We start from the raw sequence: 17,068 nt of genomic DNA, 5'->3' as shown, positions 1-17,068 counted from the left end.
TTCATGATCATTTTCATCTATGGAACCACCGCAGAAGCTATCAAGATCGCCCCCGTCGTTCGCCGACTCACAGATCGAAGCATCCCAGTCCAGCATTGGGTGACTCAGCAGCACACTGAGTCTCTGCGCAAGGCGATGCCCGAACTCGGTTTTGCACCGCCTACCGAAGTGATCGCGAATGGGTTCCGCGGCAAGCCTCTCAAGTCTCCTGTGCAGATGCTCGGCTGGATATTCGACGTTGCGAAGTGGTCGCTCGGGAACATCGGGCGAATCCGCAAGTCTCTGCCGAAGGACTCGGTGGTGATCGTGCACGGCGACACCATGACTACTGTGCTCGGGACGTTCATCGGCCGTCGGCTGAAGGTTCCTGTCGCCCACGTCGAAGCTGGCCTGCGCTCGGGGAACTGGCGCCACCCGTTCCCCGAAGAGCTCGACCGACGCATTGTGGGACGGTTCGCGAACATTCACTATGTCCCGACCGAGGAGGCGGCGCAGAATCTTGCCTCCCAGTCCAACGTCGTCCTCACCCACGGCAACACGGCGAAGGACGCCGTCCGGGACGCGGCAGGTGATTCCGATGCGGTGACCGAGCCCTACGGCCTCGTTCTCCTGCACCGTTTCGAGTTCATCTCCAATTCGACGCTCGTGACCGAGACGTTGCAAACCCTCGATGCAAACGCGACGCTTCCTCTTCGCCTGATCGTCGACGCGTACTCCCGTGATGCGATCGAGCAGACGATCGGTGAACTCGGCTTGAGCAAGTTCACAGTGATGCCCAAGCTCGAGCACAGTCAGTTCGTTGCTGCGTTACGGTCGGCGAGCTTCGTGGTCACCGATTCCGGTGGTATTCAGCAGGAGGCGGCGGTGTTCGGCATCCCGACACTCGTGCACCGGAAGGTGTCGGAGAGTCGAGAGGGGATCGGCACGAGTGCGGTTCTCTCTGGCTGGGAGCAACCCGCGGTCGCGGAGTTCTTGCGAAACTTCGAGACCTACCGTGTCGTAGACCTCGACCCCGGCGCATCACCGTCGGAGATTATCGTCGAGGACCTGATCGCCCGGAAGTTGGCAAAACCGACGGTCTGATCTCATCAATCGTCGGCGCGCAAGCGTCGAAGCCGGCGCGCATTGCGCATGTCGATCACGAAGAAGACCACGAGGACGGCGGTGCCGATCGCGGCGTACGCGGTCAGCATGGCTGTCACATCCGGGATCGTTTGAGTGAACGCGATCCACTGCGCCACTGCGGCGATAACAAGCGTCGCTGCAGCCACCGGTGATGCCGAACTGGTCATCTTGATCATCATGCCCTGCGCCGCGATCCAGGGCATGTAGGCGAGGGCGGTCGGTACGAGGAGATCGGCTGCCGGAGCGTAGGCGGGAGGGTATATCAGCCCGACGATCCAGTTGCCGAGCGTAAGGAAAACGACGATCATCGCGACGCTCGTCGCGATCGAGATCCCGAGCGTTGCGAGCACGCCGATTCGCGAGAGCGCCGGATTGTCTCGGTGCTTCACGAACCGGGGCAGAAGGTAGAGCGAAAGGGTCGATGGTATCAGGAAGCCTGTCTTCACCAAGACGGTTACCGATGCGTACATACCCGCGAGATCCTCGGGCGCACCGGCGCGGAGGAAGATGATGTCAGAGCTTGTGAGCCAGGCGAAGGCGATCGTGAGGATCACGATCGTAATCCCCGAGCGACTGAAGACTCCGTTCGTCGGGCGGGGGACTCGACGCGCGCTCCACAGGCCTCCGACGACGGCGACGACGAGTGCTGCAAGCACCGCTCCCACGATCCCCCCGAAGCCAGCGCCGGCAGCAATCGCGAGAATAGCGAAGAGCACGCGGGCGATTTGGGAGAACGTCGACCACCACACAGCCTGGGCGACCTGAGTCGACCCCTGGAGCAGCCCCATAGCATCGGCAAACAGGAAGCTGAGCGGGATGGTCGCGGCAGCGACGAGGATCACCATCGGCGTGGTGGTCAGCGCGGCGGCGAGCCAGGGGGAGAGCAACGCGACGAGCGCTCCGCCTCCTACACCGAGCACGATGGCGTCGAGTGGCCACCGGTGGGTCGTGCGTACCGATGCGTCACGAGAGCTCAGGGCCGACGCGGTTTGAACGGTCACGCTGCTTTGCAGCGATGCACTCCCAATTGCCGCGACGTTGACGATGACTATGAATGCCGAGAGAAGACCGAAGTCGGCGGGCGAGAGGAACCGTGCGCTCAGCAATTGGAAGGCGAAGGACGCCACGATCCCGAGTCCGCTCGCGACTCCAACGGCGAGCAGAGCTTTACCGTGGGACCGGACGTGTACGCCGACTCCAGGGCGTCGCGGCTGCGGATCAGTCATCGTGTCGTTCTCCGCCATCTCGCGATTGTCTGGAGCTTGTAACTCAGGAAGTGGCTCGCGTGGTGCGAGTGCACGAACCACTCGTGCCGCCGCAATGATACTCGGCAGTTCTGCGCCCGCGCTGTCGGAGAGCTTCGTGTACACGGTCTGCGCAAAGCAGCAGGGTAAGATTCTTCGTTGTGACGCCCTCCCAGAACTCCGGCCCTACGGCAGCCATCGCTGCCGCTCCGCGGATCCTCGAAAGCGCAGATGTCTCGGTAGAGGCAACCATCGGGAACGGCAGCTCGGTCTGGCACCTTGCTCAGGTGCGTGAACAGGCTGTCCTAGGGGAGAACTGCATTATCGGACGCGGTGCGTATATCGGCAGCGGTGTCCGCATGGGCGACAACTGCAAGGTGCAGAACTACGCGCTCGTGTACGAACCAGCGGTCCTCGGCGACGGTGTGTTCATCGGCCCGGCCGTTGTGCTCACCAACGATACCTATCCTCGAGCAGTGTCTCCTGACGGAGCTCAGAAGTCCGCGCACGACTGGGACCCCGTCGGCGTCAGCATCGGAGACGGTGCCTCGATCGGTGCCCGAGCGACATGCGTCGCGCCAGTCACAATCGGGGCCTGGGCGATGGTGGCAGCCGGCGCAGTCGTCGTCAACGACGTTCCCGACTTCGCGCTCGTGGTCGGCGTTCCGGCGCGCCGCATCGGATGGGTCGGCAAGGCCGGCGTCCCACTTACTGAATCGGAGCCTGGCACCTGGATGTGCCCGACGACCGGCGCACGCTACGTCGAGACAGCAGGGGCTCTCGTTTTGGAGGAACAGTGACTGATTTCATTCCGGCGGCGAAGCCGCTGATCGGTGACGATGAGCGAGCGGCGGTCGACCGTGTGCTCCTCAGCGGTATGGTGGCGCAAGGGCCGGAGGTTGCCGCTTTCGAGCGTGAGTTCAGTGCCCATTTCGTCGAGAACAGCCCGACCGTGGCCGTCAATTCCGGAACCTCGGGTCTCCATCTCGGTCTTCTCGCCTCCGGTATCGGTCCCGGTGACGAAGTCATCGTGCCATCGTTCACGTTCGCAGCAACAGCGAACGCGGTCGCTCTCACCGGCGCAACTCCGGTCTTCGCGGACATCGAGCCCGAGACGTTTTCACTCGACCCCGTTGCAGTCGATGCAGCGGTCACGGAGCGCACACGCGGGATCCTCCCGGTGCACCTGTACGGGCATCCCGCTCGGATGCGTGAGCTCGGCGAGATCGCCTCGAAGTACGGGCTCGCGCTCTACGAGGACGCCGCACAGGCGCACGGCGCGGCGCTCGACGGGCGCCCAGTCGGAACATTCGGTGCGATGGCGATGTTCTCGCTCTACCCGACGAAGAACATGACCAGCGGTGAGGGTGGCATGGTTATCACACCCGACGAAGTAACGGCGCGTCGCGTGCGACTTCTGCGCAACCAGGGCATGGAGCGTCAGTACGAGAACGAGTTGATCGGTTTCAACGCGCGTATGACTGACATCCACGCCGCGATCGGCCGCGTGCAGCTCACCAAGGTCGACGCATGGACCGTGTCTCGCCGCGCGAATGCCGCATTCCTCGACGAGAATCTCCGAGGCGTCACCGTGCCCCCTGTCGCGGACGGTGCACGTCACGTTTACCACCAGTACACGATCCGTGTGGCCGATGACAGGGATGGCTTCGTGCGGGCGCTCAAGGAGGAGTACGCGATCGGCAGCGGTGTGTACTACCCGATCCCGAATCACCGTCTTCCTTCCCTCGAGAAGTACGCGCCCGGTGTCGAGCTACCGGAGACCGAGCGCGCGGCCAGCGAGGCGGTTTCGCTGCCGGTGCACCCATCGCTCTCAGACGCCGACCTCGAGCGCATCGTCACGGCGGTCAACGCGCTCGCGGGGGCGGGGAGCTGATGGCGGTTCTGCGGGCAGGTCTGCTAGGCGTGGGGTCGATGGGACGGCACCACGCGAGAATCCTGCGTGACATTGACGGCGTCGAACTCGTCGCGGTTGCGGATCCCGGGGGTGACCCATTTCGCGTCGTCGGTTCGATTCCTCTGCTCCAGGATGTGGATGAGCTCGTCGCTTCGAAGATCGACATCGCGGTAATCGCTATCCCAACTCGATTCCACGCGGATGCCGCGCTGACACTCGCGGACGCAGGAGTCCACACGCTCGTCGAGAAACCGATCAGTGAAGACAGCGTCTCCGGGCATCGCGTGAGCGAGAGCTTCGCGGCGCACGGTTTGGTCGGCGCGGTTGGACATGTCGAGCGCTTCAATCCTGCGCTACAGCAACTGCGACGTCGCCTGGCCGAGGGCGACGCGGGTTCGGTCTATCAGATCGCTACCCGACGCCAGAGCACATTCCCCGCGCGCATCGGCGACGTTGGTGTGGCGAAGGACCTCGGTACGCACGACATCGATTTGACTGCATGGGTCGCGCAGTCGACGTACTCCTCGATCAGCGCACAGACGGCGTTCAAGAGCGGCCGGGATCATGAAGACATGATCGCGATGACCGGTCGGCTCGACAATGGCATCGTGACGAACCACCTGATCAACTGGCTGAGTCCGATGAAGGAGCGTGTGACGGTGGTCACCGGCGAGCGGGGCACGTTCGTCGCCGACACTGCCACCGGCGATCTCAGTTTCCACTCCAACGGAACCGAACTGTTGGAGTGGGACTCCGTGTCAACGTTCCGAGGAGTGTCCGAAGGAGATGTAACCCGCTTCGCCTTCGCGAAACGGGAGCCGCTTCGAGCGGAACTCGAAGCGTTCCGTGATGCCGTCCTCGGCCAGCCGAGTGAACTCTCAACAATGAGCGAAGCCGTGCATGCACTTGAAGTGGTTGAGTCAGCCCTGGAGTCCGCGCGCGACGGCGGTAGCTTGATTCGCATCGGGCGCTGAGCGCATGGATCTCCTTGTTATAGGGTCGGGTTTCTTCGGTCTCACCATCGCAGAGCGCGCCGCGAACGCCGGACGCAAGGTCACCGTCATCGAACGCCGCCCTCACATCGGCGGTAACGCGTACAGCGAGGCCGAGCTCGAGACGGGCATCGAGATCCACAAGTACGGGGCGCACCTGTTCCACACGTCGAATCCGACCGTGTGGGAGTACGTGAACCGCTTCACGACGTTCACGAACTACGTGCATCGCGTCTACACGAACCACAAGAGCGTGGTCTATCCGATGCCGGTGAACCTCGGCACGATCAACCAGTTCTTCCAGGCCGCATACTCGCCTGACGAAGCACGAGCGCTCATCAAAGAGCAGGCCGGTGAGTACGACGTCAAGTCGGCACAGAACTTCGAGGAGAAGGGCATCGCGCTGGTCGGTCGCCCGTTGTTCGAGGCATTCTTCCGCGACTACACCGCGAAGCAGTGGCAGACCGATCCACATAAGCTCTCCGGCGACATCGTCAGCCGCCTCCCTGTGCGCTACAACTACGACAACCGCTACTTCAGCGACACCTGGGAAGGGCTCCCGGCCGACGGCTACACGGCATGGCTCGAGCGGATGGCCGAGCATCCGAACATCGAAGTGAAGCTGAATGTCGACTTCTTCGACGAGTCGCAGCCGCTCAACCGCAAGGCGCTCGTCGGCCAGGTACCGATCGTCTATACCGGACCTGTCGACCGCTACTTCGACTACGCCGAGGGCGAGCTCAGCTGGCGCACGCTCGACTTCGAGCAGGAAGTCCTGAACATCGGTGACTTCCAGGGCACGCCAGTGATGAACTATCCCGACATGGACGTGCCGTTCACGCGCATCCACGAGTTCAAGCACTTCCATCCGGAGCGCAAAGACGTCTATCCGACCGACAAGACGGTCATCATGCGTGAATTCTCGCGCTTCGCAGAGAAAACCGACGAGCCGTACTACCCGGTCAACACCCCTGCAGATCGCGATGGGCTGCTGGCGTACCGCGAGCTGCAGAAGGGCGAGAAGGACGTCCACTTCGGTGGACGCCTGGGCACTTACCAATACCTCGATATGCATATGGCGATCGGCTCAGCACTGTCGATGTGGAAAAACCAGCTCGTCTGATCGGTCGTGGTCGTCAGAGATCTGAGCCCCGATCGGTAGAATCGTGGCATGCCCTCCTCGTCCTCTTCTTCCGACCTGCCCGTCGGAACCTCGCGCGCCGCGGAATCGACCACGACGGTCGACACTGCAACGTTCAATCGGCCATGGTCACGCGCTACGACTGCGCTTCTCCTCCTGGTCGGTATCGCGATGGGGGTCGTCGGATTCGCGACGGTAATGTCAATGGGGGACATGGCATGGCACGGCGCGCGAGATGCCGAGCTACGGGCGACGTACGACGCATACCAGGACACAGGTACACTGCTGATCAAGGAGACTGGCTCCGGATCGTACGGTGTCCAGGCTCCTGCGGACGGACCGTTGACCTTTGCCACATGGGATGATGATCCCGGTTCGTACATCATCGCCAGCTTGATGTACAACATCACTGGTTCAGACTCTCCCTATCCCGGGCTGAAATTAGCGCAGGCACTTTTCGTAGCGATTCCGCTCGTCTGGCTCCCACTGGCGGTCGCGCGGATTGTGGGACGTGCCAGGGCAGGTTACTCTCTCGTCTTCCTGCCGTTCGTGGTCTGGCTCTTCAATCACGGGGCGACGCTCGCCGGGACGGAGTACGGGCTCTCTGATCAGGTGAGTACGCTGGCCGTCTATTCGCTCTACGGCACTGCAGCGTCACTCGCTTTCCTCTCGTTGTCGCTCATCGTCTTGCTCAGCGCTTACCGGCTCAAGCTTGTGGCGCTGATCGGTGCAACAGTGGGTATCGCTGTTCTCGCGGCGTTCGGTAATATGTCACGTTCGCTATCGGGCATGGGCATCGCGGCGGCGGTTGGCGTCTTGTGGTGGCTCTTCGCGCGACGGCGGTGGCGCTGGGTTTCAGCTCTTGCCGGCGCCGTCGTCACCATCCTTCTTGCCTCTGTACTGCAGACAGGGCTGATGACAGCGATCAACGTCGAACGTGCCAATACAACTGGCCAGGCGATGACCGAGGTTCCCGATGCCCACACCGCTTGGCACTCGCTCTATCTCGGACTGTCCTACCCGACCCCGATCAACGGCCAGCCGTCACACTTCGCCGTGACCTGGGCGGACGAGTACGGCTGGGCGAAGGCTCGTGAGGTGAACCCGGATGTACTTGTCGCGAGTGAGGAGTACGACGAGATACTGAAGGGTCTTTACCTTGATCAGGTGTTGGGCGATCCGGTCGGTGCGGTGAAGCTCTACCTCAAAAAGGCCCTATTCGTTACGAAGCACTTCGGTGGTCTGATCTTGTTCATCATCATCGGCTTCGCCGTCGGTATGTCGGTACGAGCACGACAACGCCCGCGCCTGGGCCGGGTGCTGGCGATCGCGACCCCGTTGTTCCTCTTGGGACTCGTGCCTGCCATCCTCGTGATGCCGATGCTCTACTACTATTCTGAACTGGCCGCAGCGCTCGGCCTCCTGGCCGCGGTCTCTCTCGGCGTTCTCGTCTGGGCGGTCACCTCCTGGCCGGCGCGGGTGCGCGGACGCGAGTTGCGACGGCGCTTGAGAGAGACGAGCGCCGCTGAGCGAGTGGCGGGACTGAGCGTGGTGCTGGACGGATTCCAGACGGATCGCAGCAACGTTGATGCTCTCACCGCGGTGCTTGCCGCGGAGGATGAGTTGATCATCTCAATGTCTGACGGCGACGCCGTGGAATCTCGTGGACGGCAGCTGCGGGAGGCGGTGCTCCGCACCAGAGGCGATCGTGTGCTGATCGTTGGCGATGCACCGCTTTCGGACGCGGGCGAGAGTGTTGCCGCGGCCCGATCCGGAATGGATGCCTCACCGGGCATGGTGTCGGAAGGGCGCGCGTCACGGGACAGCTTGATTCGATCGCTGACGCTCGGAGATCGCGTCGTCGGCCGCCCTCGCACCTTTGCCCTCGACGGAAACACGGCACGCTTCGTTGCGGGGGCTTCGAAGGAATCCTCAGACCTGTGGTTTGACGAGATGCTGTTTGCGGCGTCGGTCAACCAAAACGCGGGCGTGACCCTTCTGGATGCGGATGCCTCGCATGCGAAGCACTCACGGCCCTTCCGCGAGCTTGCTGGCTTCGTCCGTATCGCTCTGCGTCGGGAAGAGTACGTGTCAACCAGCCCACGCTGACAAGCCAGTTCCTGGCGACGATGCTCGCGGTCGGGTCAAGCCGGGTCGAAGCTTGAGCGACAGATGCCCTGTAGCGTGCGTGCGATGCCGTCCGACAAATTGGTCGTCGCGCGGTGATCCAGATCGGGCCAAACGACCGAACGCATCCGCAGATCTCTGCTCTGCAGGGACGCGACGGGGGAACTTCCCATCATTATCTCAGGGCGGCGACCGACGACCCGACGGAACTCGCCCAGAAGTGCCCCCACGCTGACTGAGCGCCCTGATGCGAGGAGCTTCAGCATATATGTGCCTTCAGGTTCGGAGACGAGTCGGTCGCAGGCATCCACGATGAGAGAGGCGCAGTCATCGACGAAGATGTAATCACGAAGTGTGTCGAGGGGGACATACACCGACAAGGGGATTCGTCGGACGTGCGATCGGCACAAATGCGAGATGAGTCCCTGCGGTTTTGACAAGCTCTGACCGGGACCGTAGAGATTGGCGATCCGACCGACGAGACAGCGTATACCGGTCTCGCCTGAGAACTGTTCGGACGCCCGCTCGATGGCGAGTTTGGCATCGCCGTACGCACCTAGCGGATGCACCGGGGTCGTCTCATTGAAGGGAGCGCCGATCGAGCCGGCAAACAGCGCCCCGGCCGAAGAGGCGACGAACAGCGTCCCCTCGTTTCGGAAAGCGACAGGCAGGGCGGCGAGCGCGTTGAGAAACGTCTTGAAGCGTCTCACCTCGGTCTCTAGCGACTCCTGGCTTGAACCAGTGACGCCGACACCCGCGCACCAAAAGATGCGCCATCTGCTCCCTGATGCGAGAGAGGCCAGATCCCTGACACCGTGACGGAGATCATCCTCGGCATCTTCGGTGGCCCATCGGATGCGGGGACCATCGAACACAGTACCCGAGCCGGCCTCAAGACGGCGCACGACTGCGGAACCGAGCAGTCCTCGAGCGCCGATGACCCAATCAATGCTGTTCATTTGTGCGCGCGACGTGATCCGAGCGGACCGTCCTCGGGGTCACTGATGATCAGGTAGGGCGGTTTGCCCATGGCCATGTTCACGGCCATCCCCAGATACTCTGCGACCATGCCGAGAGAGATCAGGAGGGCCCCCGAAGTCAGCAGGATCACGGTCATGAGCGACGTCCATCCCGCTGGTAGTTCTGCTCCGAGGAACCATTGCACCACAAACACGAGGGCGAGGACTATACCGATCGCGGCAAAGGCCGCACCGACCATCGCGACGACGCGAAGGGCACGCGTGCCGCTCGAGAGGACCAACTTCCAGAAGTGGCTCAGCAGCTTACGACCGGAATACCCTGACACGCGCTCGCCCTCGTCGCGGAAGGGTACTTCTGCAGTGACTGCGCGCGAGGCAACCCACCCGAAGGCGATGTCCAGGTAGACACCGGAGCCAGCGTACGCCGCGACGCTCCGGCCTATTTCGCCCAAAATGAGACGGAAGCTCTGGAAATCGGACGTTTTCTGCCCGTCAGCGAGTCCAGACATGAGTGCCTTCGCACCCCGTGAAGACGCGTTTCGCAAGACACCATGGGGCTTCGAATCAATTGGTTTACCGTAGACCAGCGGGGCTTCGTTCTCGACGGCAGCGTCGAGAAGGAGTCCGATATCGATGGGGTCGTGCTGCCCGTCTTCATCGATCGTAGCGATCCACTCCGACCCGCTTGATGCCATGCCTGCGAGAGTCGCGGCATGCTGACCGAAATTGCGGCTCAACCAGACTGGGCGGACGAAATCGAATTCCTCGGCGAGTTGTCGGATAACGTCGGCAGAGCGATCGGGGCCGTTGTCGTGAACGAGCAAGACTTCGGCGACGCGCCACGCGGTGCCGGCGGGCGATGAGGTGACGCTCGTAATGGGGAGAATCTCGGATACCAGTGATCGGAGCGTCAGCTCGCCCTTATACACGGGGACGACGATGGATATCTCGTGCGGATCCGATGTGACATCTATGGACATGGAGGCCTTCGCAGTCGAGCGGGAAGAGTTCGTCGCGGCACTAGACTAACAATCCGCGACAATCGTAGGAAATCAGTGGACGGGTTCATGGGAGCATCACTACGCGAGCTGGGTGCACGCGTCGCCGGCGATCAGAGGGTGCGCTTCATTGCAGTCGGCGGCGTGAATACCGTCGTCGGTTACGCCATCTACGCGGTGCTCGCACAGTGGGTCTTCGCGCGCGTGCCGTTCGGCTATCTCCTTGCACTGGTGATCTCCTACGCGATTTCCATCACGCTGGCCTTTATTCTGTATCGGCGCTTCGTATTCGTGGTGAAAGGGAACGTGCTGGTCGACTTCGCGCGCTTCGTAAGTGTTTACGCCGTCTCGATCCTCGCGAACATCGCAGCTCTCCCCATCCTTGTCGAGGCTGTGCACCTCCATCCGCTCGTCGCCCAGGCGATCGTCCTCATCGTCACTACGCTCATTAGTTTCTTCGGACACAAGCACTTCTCCTTTCGGCGCAAAGCTGTTCAGAATCCGGAAGTAGACATCTCCGCACCACTTGAAGGACCGTCCGATGGCCGCCCCATAGACTCGTCATCGTGAGTCACGCTGCTGTCGGGGCGCCGGGAACGCCCCGGCGATATCTGCATTCGCTGTGGCTGCTTTCTGCACGAGATTTGAAGGTTCGGTACTCGACGAGCTTCCTCGGCTACCTCTGGTCGGTTCTCGACCCATTGGTGATGAGTGCGATCTACTGGTTCGTCTTCACGCAGATCTTCAATCGCAGCGTGGGCGAGGACCCGTACATCGTTTTCCTCATCAGCGCCCTCTTGCCATGGGTATGGTTCAACTCGTCGGTCTCAGACTTCACGAAGGCGTTCAAGAAGGATTCCAGACTCGTCCGGTCGACCAATATTCCTCGTTCCATCTGGGTGAATCGGACCGTGCTGAGCAAAGGCATGGAGTTCCTCTTCTCCCTACCCGTGCTGGTGCTGTTCGCCGTGTTCTCACCCGGGACGCAATTCGGGTGGGGGATCCTGTGGTTCCCTGTGGCGATGCTGCTGCAGGTGATCCTGCTCGTAGGACTCGGATTGCTTGTCGCGCCGCTCTGCGCGCTCTACGCCGACCTCGAACGGACCACGGGCCTCATCCTGCGTGCGCTCTTCTACGCCACCCCCATCATCTACAGCGTGTCCAATATTCCGGAACCGTTCGAGACGCTCATGTCCTTCAACCCACTCGCCGGCATTTTCACGCTGTACCGCATGGCGTTCTTCCCTGATCAGTGGCATCTGAACACGGTGCTGATCGGTGCGGCGATGTGTCTCATCATCTTCGCGCTGGGTGTGTGGGTCTTCCGCAGTCTCGAACGCGCAGTCCTGAAGGAACTGTGATGTCGGCAGCGATAGAAGTCAAAGACCTCGGAGTGCAGTTCCGGCGCAACCGACGCGGGCGTCGCAGTTTCAAAGACCTCTTCGCCGATACTTCACGGCGCAGTCGCCCGGGTGAGTTCTGGGCGCTTCGCAACGTGTCGTTCACCGTGCAGCCGGGCGAATCCATCGGCGTCGTCGGTCGCAACGGTCAGGGTAAGTCGACGCTGCTCCGCCTCGTGGCCGGTGTTCTGCTGCCGGATGAGGGCACAGTCGAAGTGCACGGGGGAGTGGCGCCGCTCATCGAACTCACCGGCGGCTTCGTCGGAGATCTCACCGTTCGTGAGAACGTGCGGTTGACGGCAGGCCTGCACGGGATGCCGAAGGCAGAGATCGCCCGTCGCTATGACGACATGATCGCGTTCGCAGAGCTCGAGGAGTCCCAGGAGACGCCCTACAAGCACCTGTCGAACGGTATGAAGGTACGTCTGGCCTTCTCTGTCGTCTCGCAGCTCAATGAACCGATCCTGCTCGTAGACGAGGTTCTCGCGGTGGGCGACAAGGCATTCCGTGAGAAATGCTATCGGCGCATCGACGAGTTGCTCGCCGAGGGGCGCACCCTGTTCTTCGTCAGCCACAACGAACGCGACCTGCGTCGCTTCTGCACACGAGGGCTGTATCTGAACAAGGGCGAGCTCGTACTGGATGCTGGCATCAACGACGTGCTCGACAGGTACAACGCCGATCACAACTGACCGACGGCGCCAAGGCGTCCGGCCCTAAAGACCGACCAGCGCGCGCACCTCTTGGAGCGCAGCGGACGCGGCGCTCAGAGGCGCCTGAGTATCTCCACCGCCGTCGATCGCGGAGCGCAGCTCGCCGAGAGCGCCGGAGTACTTGCTCACACTGTCGTACCACTGCGAAGAGATCGAACTCGGCGCGACCACGCCTGACAGGCGGTTAGCGTCGCCCTGCAGAGTGTCGACGACCTGTGCTGCCTCCTGGCCGCTCATGTTCGAGACCATGTCCAAGCCGGTGACGGCGTCATCGAGCCAGGGCTGAACCTGCCCGACGAACGTGCCCATATCAGGATCTGGCACAGGGGGAGGAGTGGTGATCGGCTCTGACGGCTCGGTCGACGGTGCGTCAAAAGGCGCAGCGGACGGCGTTCCAGAGGGCGTGGCTGTGGCCGACGCCGACGCCGAGGCCGACGGCGTGGCGCTTGCATCGGGACCCGGAGTCTCATCCCGCGGAATCACGAAGAACAGTACGGCCCCGATGATCACCAAAGCGGCGACGACGAGCCCGACGATCAGCCAGACGCGTCCTTTGCTGCTCTTCGGTTCTTCCGGGAAGATCCACTCGGCTCGTGTCTGCTGGTCGTCGCTCATTGCTGCTCCAATGCCGGCATCGGTTTCCACGTGCGGTCGCGTCCGACCTTTCCTCCGTCACGGATGCCGCGGAAGAGGTTGCTCGTACCGCGCACGGTGCGCTCGACGAAGACGAGACGGATCAATTCCTTGAAGAACGTCGCCGTCGTGCCCAGTCCGAACAGCACCGGGTTGTAGACACCGTGCGTGCGGTAGTACTGCTTGATGAAGCCGCGGTTGCGCATGATGTAGTACCGATATGCGTTGCTCGAGGCATTCATGTGGCGGATGCCCATGTCCCACTGCTTGATCTCGCGCGTGCGACGCAGAACGAAGTCGTCCACGATGACAGCCGTGGTCAGCCGCGACGCGAGCCAGCCGTACATCTGGTCATCCCAGTAGATGAAGAACCGAGGGTCAGGCAGCCCGATCTGAGAGACGATCGAGCGGTGGATGAACATGCCCTCGAAGCATCCGCTGTTCATCTCTTTGAAACCGGAAGCATCGAAGCCCGCCGGCGCGAACGGAATCGGGATGCCCATCCGATCGGCGATGCGGTACTGCCAGTAGAACTCGCTGCCGTCGTAGTCGTACCGGCGACCCTGGATGCTCTTGAAGCGCGGCGTCCACTTGCCCATCTTGGCGAGTCCGTCGGGGAGGACCTCGACGTCGTCGTCCATCATCCAGATCCACTGACTGCCCAGTTCGTACGCGGTGCGCATTCCCTCGCTGAACCCGCCTGAGCCGCCGGTGTTCGTGTCGAGCTTGCGGTAGACGATCTCGGTACCGATGCTGCTCCGGAACGACTCGACGACCTCAGTGGTGTCATCGGCAGAGGCGTTGTCGATGATCACCACGTGCCCGGGCTTCGGGTCCATCTCGGTGATGCTCGCGAGCAGGCGGGTGAGCAGGTGCGAGCGGTTGTACGTGACGATCACGATCGTCGCCTGTGCCGGATCGAACGAATGCTGGCTGGGTGTCACGTGCATATCTCCGGTGTGCGCTCGCGGACGCGTGGTAGGCGTAGGGGCCTGGCGGCCGGGTCTAGCCTACCCGCCGCACCGGTGAATCCGGTCTTACTCGCTCCGCCCCAACGTCGGTATCACGCCCGTGTTCGCTGCGTCGATACTCTCGCGCCACGATCGCGATTGCCCGGCGCGCAGGGCACACAGAACCAGCATGAACCACCCGGCTCCCGTGAGAGTGAAGCTCTCGAACATCGAGTCGACGGCGAGGGTGACGAGCACGAGCGGAGTCCACGCGTAGACGACCGAGCGTCGCACGCTCGCGACCAGCCACGACCGCACGAGTGCCACTCCACCCAGCAGCGCGAACAGCAGGAATCCGGCGATTCCCAGCTGCAGCAGCACATCGAAGAAGGCGTTCAGCGCGGTCTCGTGGTGGTTGTCGAGCAGGTAGTTGATGAACGTGAACGGGTACTCACCGCGCTCCCACGTTCCGAACCATCCCCACCCCTGGAACGGCTGGAGATCGACGAAGTCCAGGATCTTGTTCCACAGATCCGCTCGGGTCGAGAAGTCCGACCCCGCGCCCATCCACGCGATGATCGGATGACGGAAGATGAGCGCCACCGAGAGTGCAACGACGACCACGATCCCCAGCATCCACTGCACGATCGTCCGGCGTGCGGGTGGCGCGTGCCGCACGGTCGTCAACGCACCCGTCCCGATACCGACGGCGATGGCGAGCACGAGCACGGTCGGCGAGGCCGACAGTAGCGCGAGGAAGCCGGCCAGGGCGATCGATGGCACCGCGATGGGGGCGACGACGGACTGCGTCCGCCATTCGATCACGAATGTGATCAGGGCGATCACGGCGACGAAGCCGAGCATGTTGCGCGTGCCGAACAGGCCCTGGATCGGTCCGCCAAGGGCGAGGTTCCCCTCGATCGCGAGGAACTTGATCGGCACATCGAGCAGGACGCCGGAGAGAATCTCCACGCCGAGTGACAGCACCAGCAGCACCCGTAGCGTGTCGCCGATCGCCCGCACTGTCTGCAGCGTGTCGCGGATGTGCCCGATCGTGATCGCGAGGAACGCGAAGCCGAACAGCCACACCCACGCGGCCAGCGTGTCGCTGCGATCGGTCGTCCACAGCAGGCTCACCAGCGCCAGCGCCAGGAACATCAGCAGCGACGTGGGCGCCACCCGCAGCAGCGACAGCTCCTCGCGCCGCACGAACAGGATCGCCGCCCCCAGGACTGCCAGCAGCAGGATGATCGTCGCGAACGTGACACGTGAGGTCATCTGCTCGATGGCGAACGACCCGAACGTCGCGCCCAGCACCGTCAGCGTGTATGCACGAGCCATCGCGGTCGACTCGAGCAGCCGGCTGACACGTGCCCGTGGCGTCGTCACGGTATGCGCCGAGCCTCGCGGCCGCGCTCGGTGACGCGGGACTGCTCACTGAGCCCGACTCCAACCAGCGGCACGGCCTTGATCTTGAACGAGAACAGCACGAGCATCATCCAGCCCCACAGCATGATGGGCGTGGACTCGGCCAGCCCCTGCACGAGCAGGACCACCGTGAACAGCACCGGCAGCAGTGTCACCGGAGAGTAGGGGCGGTCAGCGCGCAGATCCCAGCGCGGGCGATCAGCCGCGAAGAACCAGGACCGCCACAGCAGGCTCAGGTACGCCACACCCATCAGCAGCACGCCCACGACGCCGAGCTGCATCAGCACGTCCAGCCACATGTTGTGCGCGTGGAACACCGTGATGCCATGGTCGATGATCCAGCCATCGAATGACGGATCGGTGGGAATCCACGGGCTGGAGAACCCATTACCGAAGATCGGATGCTGCGCCGCGCGCTCGAGCACCTTCGCCCAGATGAGGTCGGTGCGCCCGGTGAGATCGGCACCGCGACCGAGCGCGGTGAACAGCGGTTGGCGGAATACGACGAGGGCGGCGACAGCAATGACGACGATCCCGCCGCAAATGGCGTAGATGCGGCCACGGTCACGTGGCGTCGTCGTCCGGCGGATCAGCAGCGCGACCAGGAGCACGACCGCGGCGGCGAGTGCGCACAGGTACGCCGTCGCCGACGACGCCCGGAACATCAGGAACGCGGCGAGCACCAGCCACAGGATGTGCGTCGCACGCCAGCGCGCATGCTGGGCGATGCGCACCCCGAGCGTGATGATCGCGAACAGCGACACGATCGCCAAGATGTTCGAGTTGCCGACGATGCCCTGGATGCGGCCGCCATCGAACAGGTTGTTGCGCACCCAGTACAGGTGCGGATCGACATCGCCGTCCTGCACCATCAGGAAGTTCGGCAGCAGCGGATGCTGGATGACGATCGACACCCACAGCTCGAGCGCCAGCGACAGCCCGAGAATCCACTTGAACGCGGATGCCAGCGATCCGATGATCTCTTGCCAGCTCAGCGCGTGCGCGATCAGCAGTGCGTTGATGGTCACCGCAGCCAGCAGCATCCAGGTGATGAGCGTGGGCCCGCGCCACTGCGACCAGGCCACGGAGAGCAGCGCGAAGACGGTGTACCCGATGGCAGTCCAGGGGAGTCTGCGCCACGCGAACCGGTAGGGACGCTTCTGCGCGATCATCGGGATGCCGATGGCGCACGCCGCCAGAATCATGACGATCATCAGGATTCCCGCGCCGTACAGGCCGAGGAGGTTGTACACCGCCGTGTGCGCGAACACGGCGATCAGCACGATCGTCGCGTACGCGCGCAACAGCAGATGCCCCGTCGACTCGCGCTCCGGCGCGGTGGGCGGGGCTGTCACGGGATGCTTCGTGTACTGCGCCATCGCAATCAGGCTACCGCGCGGCGCCCCGCGCCCGGTTGAGCCA

16 protein-coding genes are annotated in these 17,068 nt (G+C 62.9%); 9 read left to right on the top strand and 7 right to left on the bottom strand.

All coding sequences use genetic code 11. The features are described from left to right. Positions 1–3 precede the first annotated feature (3 nt). Positions 4–1,083 carry a UDP-N-acetylglucosamine 2-epimerase gene (locus tag ACTIAO_RS04775; protein WP_441905122.1) on the top strand — a complete coding sequence of 360 codons (1,080 nt, stop codon included), beginning with the start codon at positions 4–6 and terminating at the stop codon, positions 1,081–1,083. A 5-nt stretch (positions 1,084–1,088) separates the two neighbouring features. Here ACTIAO_RS04775 and ACTIAO_RS04770 read toward each other — a convergent pair whose 3' ends face one another. Then, entirely contained in the window at positions 1,089–2,369 is a 1,281-nt protein-coding gene (locus ACTIAO_RS04770) for a lipopolysaccharide biosynthesis protein (protein WP_441905121.1), read from the bottom strand. A 161-nt stretch (positions 2,370–2,530) separates the two neighbouring features. Between ACTIAO_RS04770 and ACTIAO_RS04765 the strand changes: the two genes are divergently transcribed. The 5 genes from ACTIAO_RS04765 to ACTIAO_RS04745 are packed head-to-tail and all read left to right on the top strand — an operon-like array spanning position 2,531 to position 8,526. After that, the gene (locus tag ACTIAO_RS04765; protein ID WP_441905120.1) at positions 2,531–3,169 is read left to right on the top strand and encodes a DapH/DapD/GlmU-related protein; all 639 of its coding nucleotides are present in this window, start codon (positions 2,531–2,533) and stop codon (positions 3,167–3,169) included. Then, positions 3,166–4,263, top strand: a complete 1,098-nt coding sequence (locus ACTIAO_RS04760; protein ID WP_441905119.1) for a DegT/DnrJ/EryC1/StrS family aminotransferase — start codon at positions 3,166–3,168, stop codon at positions 4,261–4,263. Before ACTIAO_RS04765 ends, ACTIAO_RS04760 begins: the two co-directional genes overlap by 4 nt. Further along, positions 4,263–5,258, top strand: a complete 996-nt coding sequence (locus tag ACTIAO_RS04755) for a Gfo/Idh/MocA family oxidoreductase (protein ID WP_441905118.1) — start codon at positions 4,263–4,265, stop codon at positions 5,256–5,258. The genes ACTIAO_RS04760 and ACTIAO_RS04755 overlap by 1 nt, the downstream gene beginning before the upstream one ends. Before the next feature lie 4 nt (positions 5,259–5,262). Then, positions 5,263–6,399 (top strand): UDP-galactopyranose mutase, encoded by a 1,137-nt coding sequence (gene glf, locus ACTIAO_RS04750; protein ID WP_441905117.1) that lies wholly within the window; start codon positions 5,263–5,265, stop codon positions 6,397–6,399. A gap of 48 nt (positions 6,400–6,447) precedes the next feature. Continuing rightward, positions 6,448–8,526, top strand: a complete 2,079-nt coding sequence (locus tag ACTIAO_RS04745; RefSeq protein WP_441905116.1) for a hypothetical protein — start codon at positions 6,448–6,450, stop codon at positions 8,524–8,526. A 35-nt stretch (positions 8,527–8,561) separates the two neighbouring features. Here ACTIAO_RS04745 and ACTIAO_RS04740 read toward each other — a convergent pair whose 3' ends face one another. Then, the gene (locus ACTIAO_RS04740; RefSeq protein WP_441905115.1) at positions 8,562–9,503 is read right to left on the bottom strand and encodes an NAD-dependent epimerase/dehydratase family protein; all 942 of its coding nucleotides are present in this window, start codon (positions 9,501–9,503) and stop codon (positions 8,562–8,564) included. Then, entirely contained in the window at positions 9,500–10,504 is a 1,005-nt protein-coding gene (locus ACTIAO_RS04735) for a glycosyltransferase (protein WP_441905114.1), read from the bottom strand. Before ACTIAO_RS04735 ends, ACTIAO_RS04740 begins: the two co-directional genes overlap by 4 nt. 87 nt (positions 10,505–10,591) lie before the next feature. On the opposite strand from ACTIAO_RS04735, the gene ACTIAO_RS04730 reads away from it, so the two are divergent. From ACTIAO_RS04730 to ACTIAO_RS04720, 3 genes are read left to right on the top strand one after another with little or no spacing between them, the layout of a single operon-like run. After that, positions 10,592–11,092 (top strand): GtrA family protein, encoded by a 501-nt coding sequence (locus ACTIAO_RS04730; protein ID WP_441905113.1) that lies wholly within the window; start codon positions 10,592–10,594, stop codon positions 11,090–11,092. Next, entirely contained in the window at positions 11,089–11,883 is a 795-nt protein-coding gene (locus tag ACTIAO_RS04725; RefSeq protein WP_441905112.1) for an ABC transporter permease, read from the top strand. The genes ACTIAO_RS04730 and ACTIAO_RS04725 overlap by 4 nt, the downstream gene beginning before the upstream one ends. Beyond that, complete coding sequence (locus ACTIAO_RS04720; protein ID WP_441905111.1) at positions 11,883–12,614, top strand: ABC transporter ATP-binding protein; 732 nt, start codon at positions 11,883–11,885, stop codon at positions 12,612–12,614. Before ACTIAO_RS04725 ends, ACTIAO_RS04720 begins: the two co-directional genes overlap by 1 nt. A 24-nt stretch (positions 12,615–12,638) precedes the next feature. Here ACTIAO_RS04720 and ACTIAO_RS04715 read toward each other — a convergent pair whose 3' ends face one another. The 4 genes from ACTIAO_RS04715 to ACTIAO_RS04700 form a co-directional block, all read right to left on the bottom strand. Continuing rightward, complete coding sequence (locus tag ACTIAO_RS04715; RefSeq protein ID WP_441905110.1) at positions 12,639–13,250, bottom strand: hypothetical protein; 612 nt, start codon at positions 13,248–13,250, stop codon at positions 12,639–12,641. Continuing rightward, on the bottom strand, positions 13,247–14,212 hold the full coding sequence (locus ACTIAO_RS04710; RefSeq protein WP_441905109.1) for a glycosyltransferase family 2 protein: 966 nt from the start codon (positions 14,210–14,212) through the stop codon (positions 13,247–13,249). Before ACTIAO_RS04710 ends, ACTIAO_RS04715 begins: the two co-directional genes overlap by 4 nt. 93 nt (positions 14,213–14,305) lie before the next feature. Continuing rightward, positions 14,306–15,607 carry an O-antigen ligase family protein gene (locus ACTIAO_RS04705; protein ID WP_441905108.1) on the bottom strand — a complete coding sequence of 434 codons (1,302 nt, stop codon included), beginning with the start codon at positions 15,605–15,607 and terminating at the stop codon, positions 14,306–14,308. Next, positions 15,604–17,025 carry an O-antigen ligase family protein gene (locus tag ACTIAO_RS04700; RefSeq protein WP_441905107.1) on the bottom strand — a complete coding sequence of 474 codons (1,422 nt, stop codon included), beginning with the start codon at positions 17,023–17,025 and terminating at the stop codon, positions 15,604–15,606. Before ACTIAO_RS04700 ends, ACTIAO_RS04705 begins: the two co-directional genes overlap by 4 nt. Positions 17,026–17,068 lie beyond the last annotated feature (43 nt).

Origin of the sequence: Microbacterium sp. (assembly GCF_052099035.1) — a bacterium.
Lineage (GTDB): Bacteria > Actinomycetota > Actinomycetes > Actinomycetales > Microbacteriaceae > Microbacterium.
This window is presented reverse-complemented; position numbering and strand designations above follow the sequence as displayed.

Bases quoted from the DNA above. Each gene is read 5' to 3' on its own strand.
- ACTIAO_RS04745 (WP_441905116.1), top strand. From the start codon at position 6,448: ATGCCCTCCTCGTCCTCTTCTTCCGACCTGCCCGTCGGAACCTCGCGC.
- ACTIAO_RS04735 (WP_441905114.1), bottom strand. From the start codon at position 10,504: ATGTCCATAGATGTCACATCGGATCCGCACGAGATATCCATCGTCGTC.
- ACTIAO_RS04730 (WP_441905113.1), top strand. From the start codon at position 10,592: ATGGGAGCATCACTACGCGAGCTGGGTGCACGCGTCGCCGGCGATCAG.
- ACTIAO_RS04715 (WP_441905110.1), bottom strand. From the start codon at position 13,250: ATGAGCGACGACCAGCAGACACGAGCCGAGTGGATCTTCCCGGAAGAA.
- ACTIAO_RS04700 (WP_441905107.1), bottom strand. From the start codon at position 17,025: ATGGCGCAGTACACGAAGCATCCCGTGACAGCCCCGCCCACCGCGCCG.
- ACTIAO_RS04720 (WP_441905111.1), top strand. From the start codon at position 11,883: ATGTCGGCAGCGATAGAAGTCAAAGACCTCGGAGTGCAGTTCCGGCGC.
- glf (WP_441905117.1), top strand. From the start codon at position 5,263: ATGGATCTCCTTGTTATAGGGTCGGGTTTCTTCGGTCTCACCATCGCA.
- ACTIAO_RS04770 (WP_441905121.1), bottom strand. From the start codon at position 2,369: ATGGCGGAGAACGACACGATGACTGATCCGCAGCCGCGACGCCCTGGA.
- ACTIAO_RS04755 (WP_441905118.1), top strand. From the start codon at position 4,263: ATGGCGGTTCTGCGGGCAGGTCTGCTAGGCGTGGGGTCGATGGGACGG.
- ACTIAO_RS04740 (WP_441905115.1), bottom strand. From the start codon at position 9,503: ATGAACAGCATTGATTGGGTCATCGGCGCTCGAGGACTGCTCGGTTCC.
- ACTIAO_RS04775 (WP_441905122.1), top strand. From the start codon at position 4: ATGATCATTTTCATCTATGGAACCACCGCAGAAGCTATCAAGATCGCC.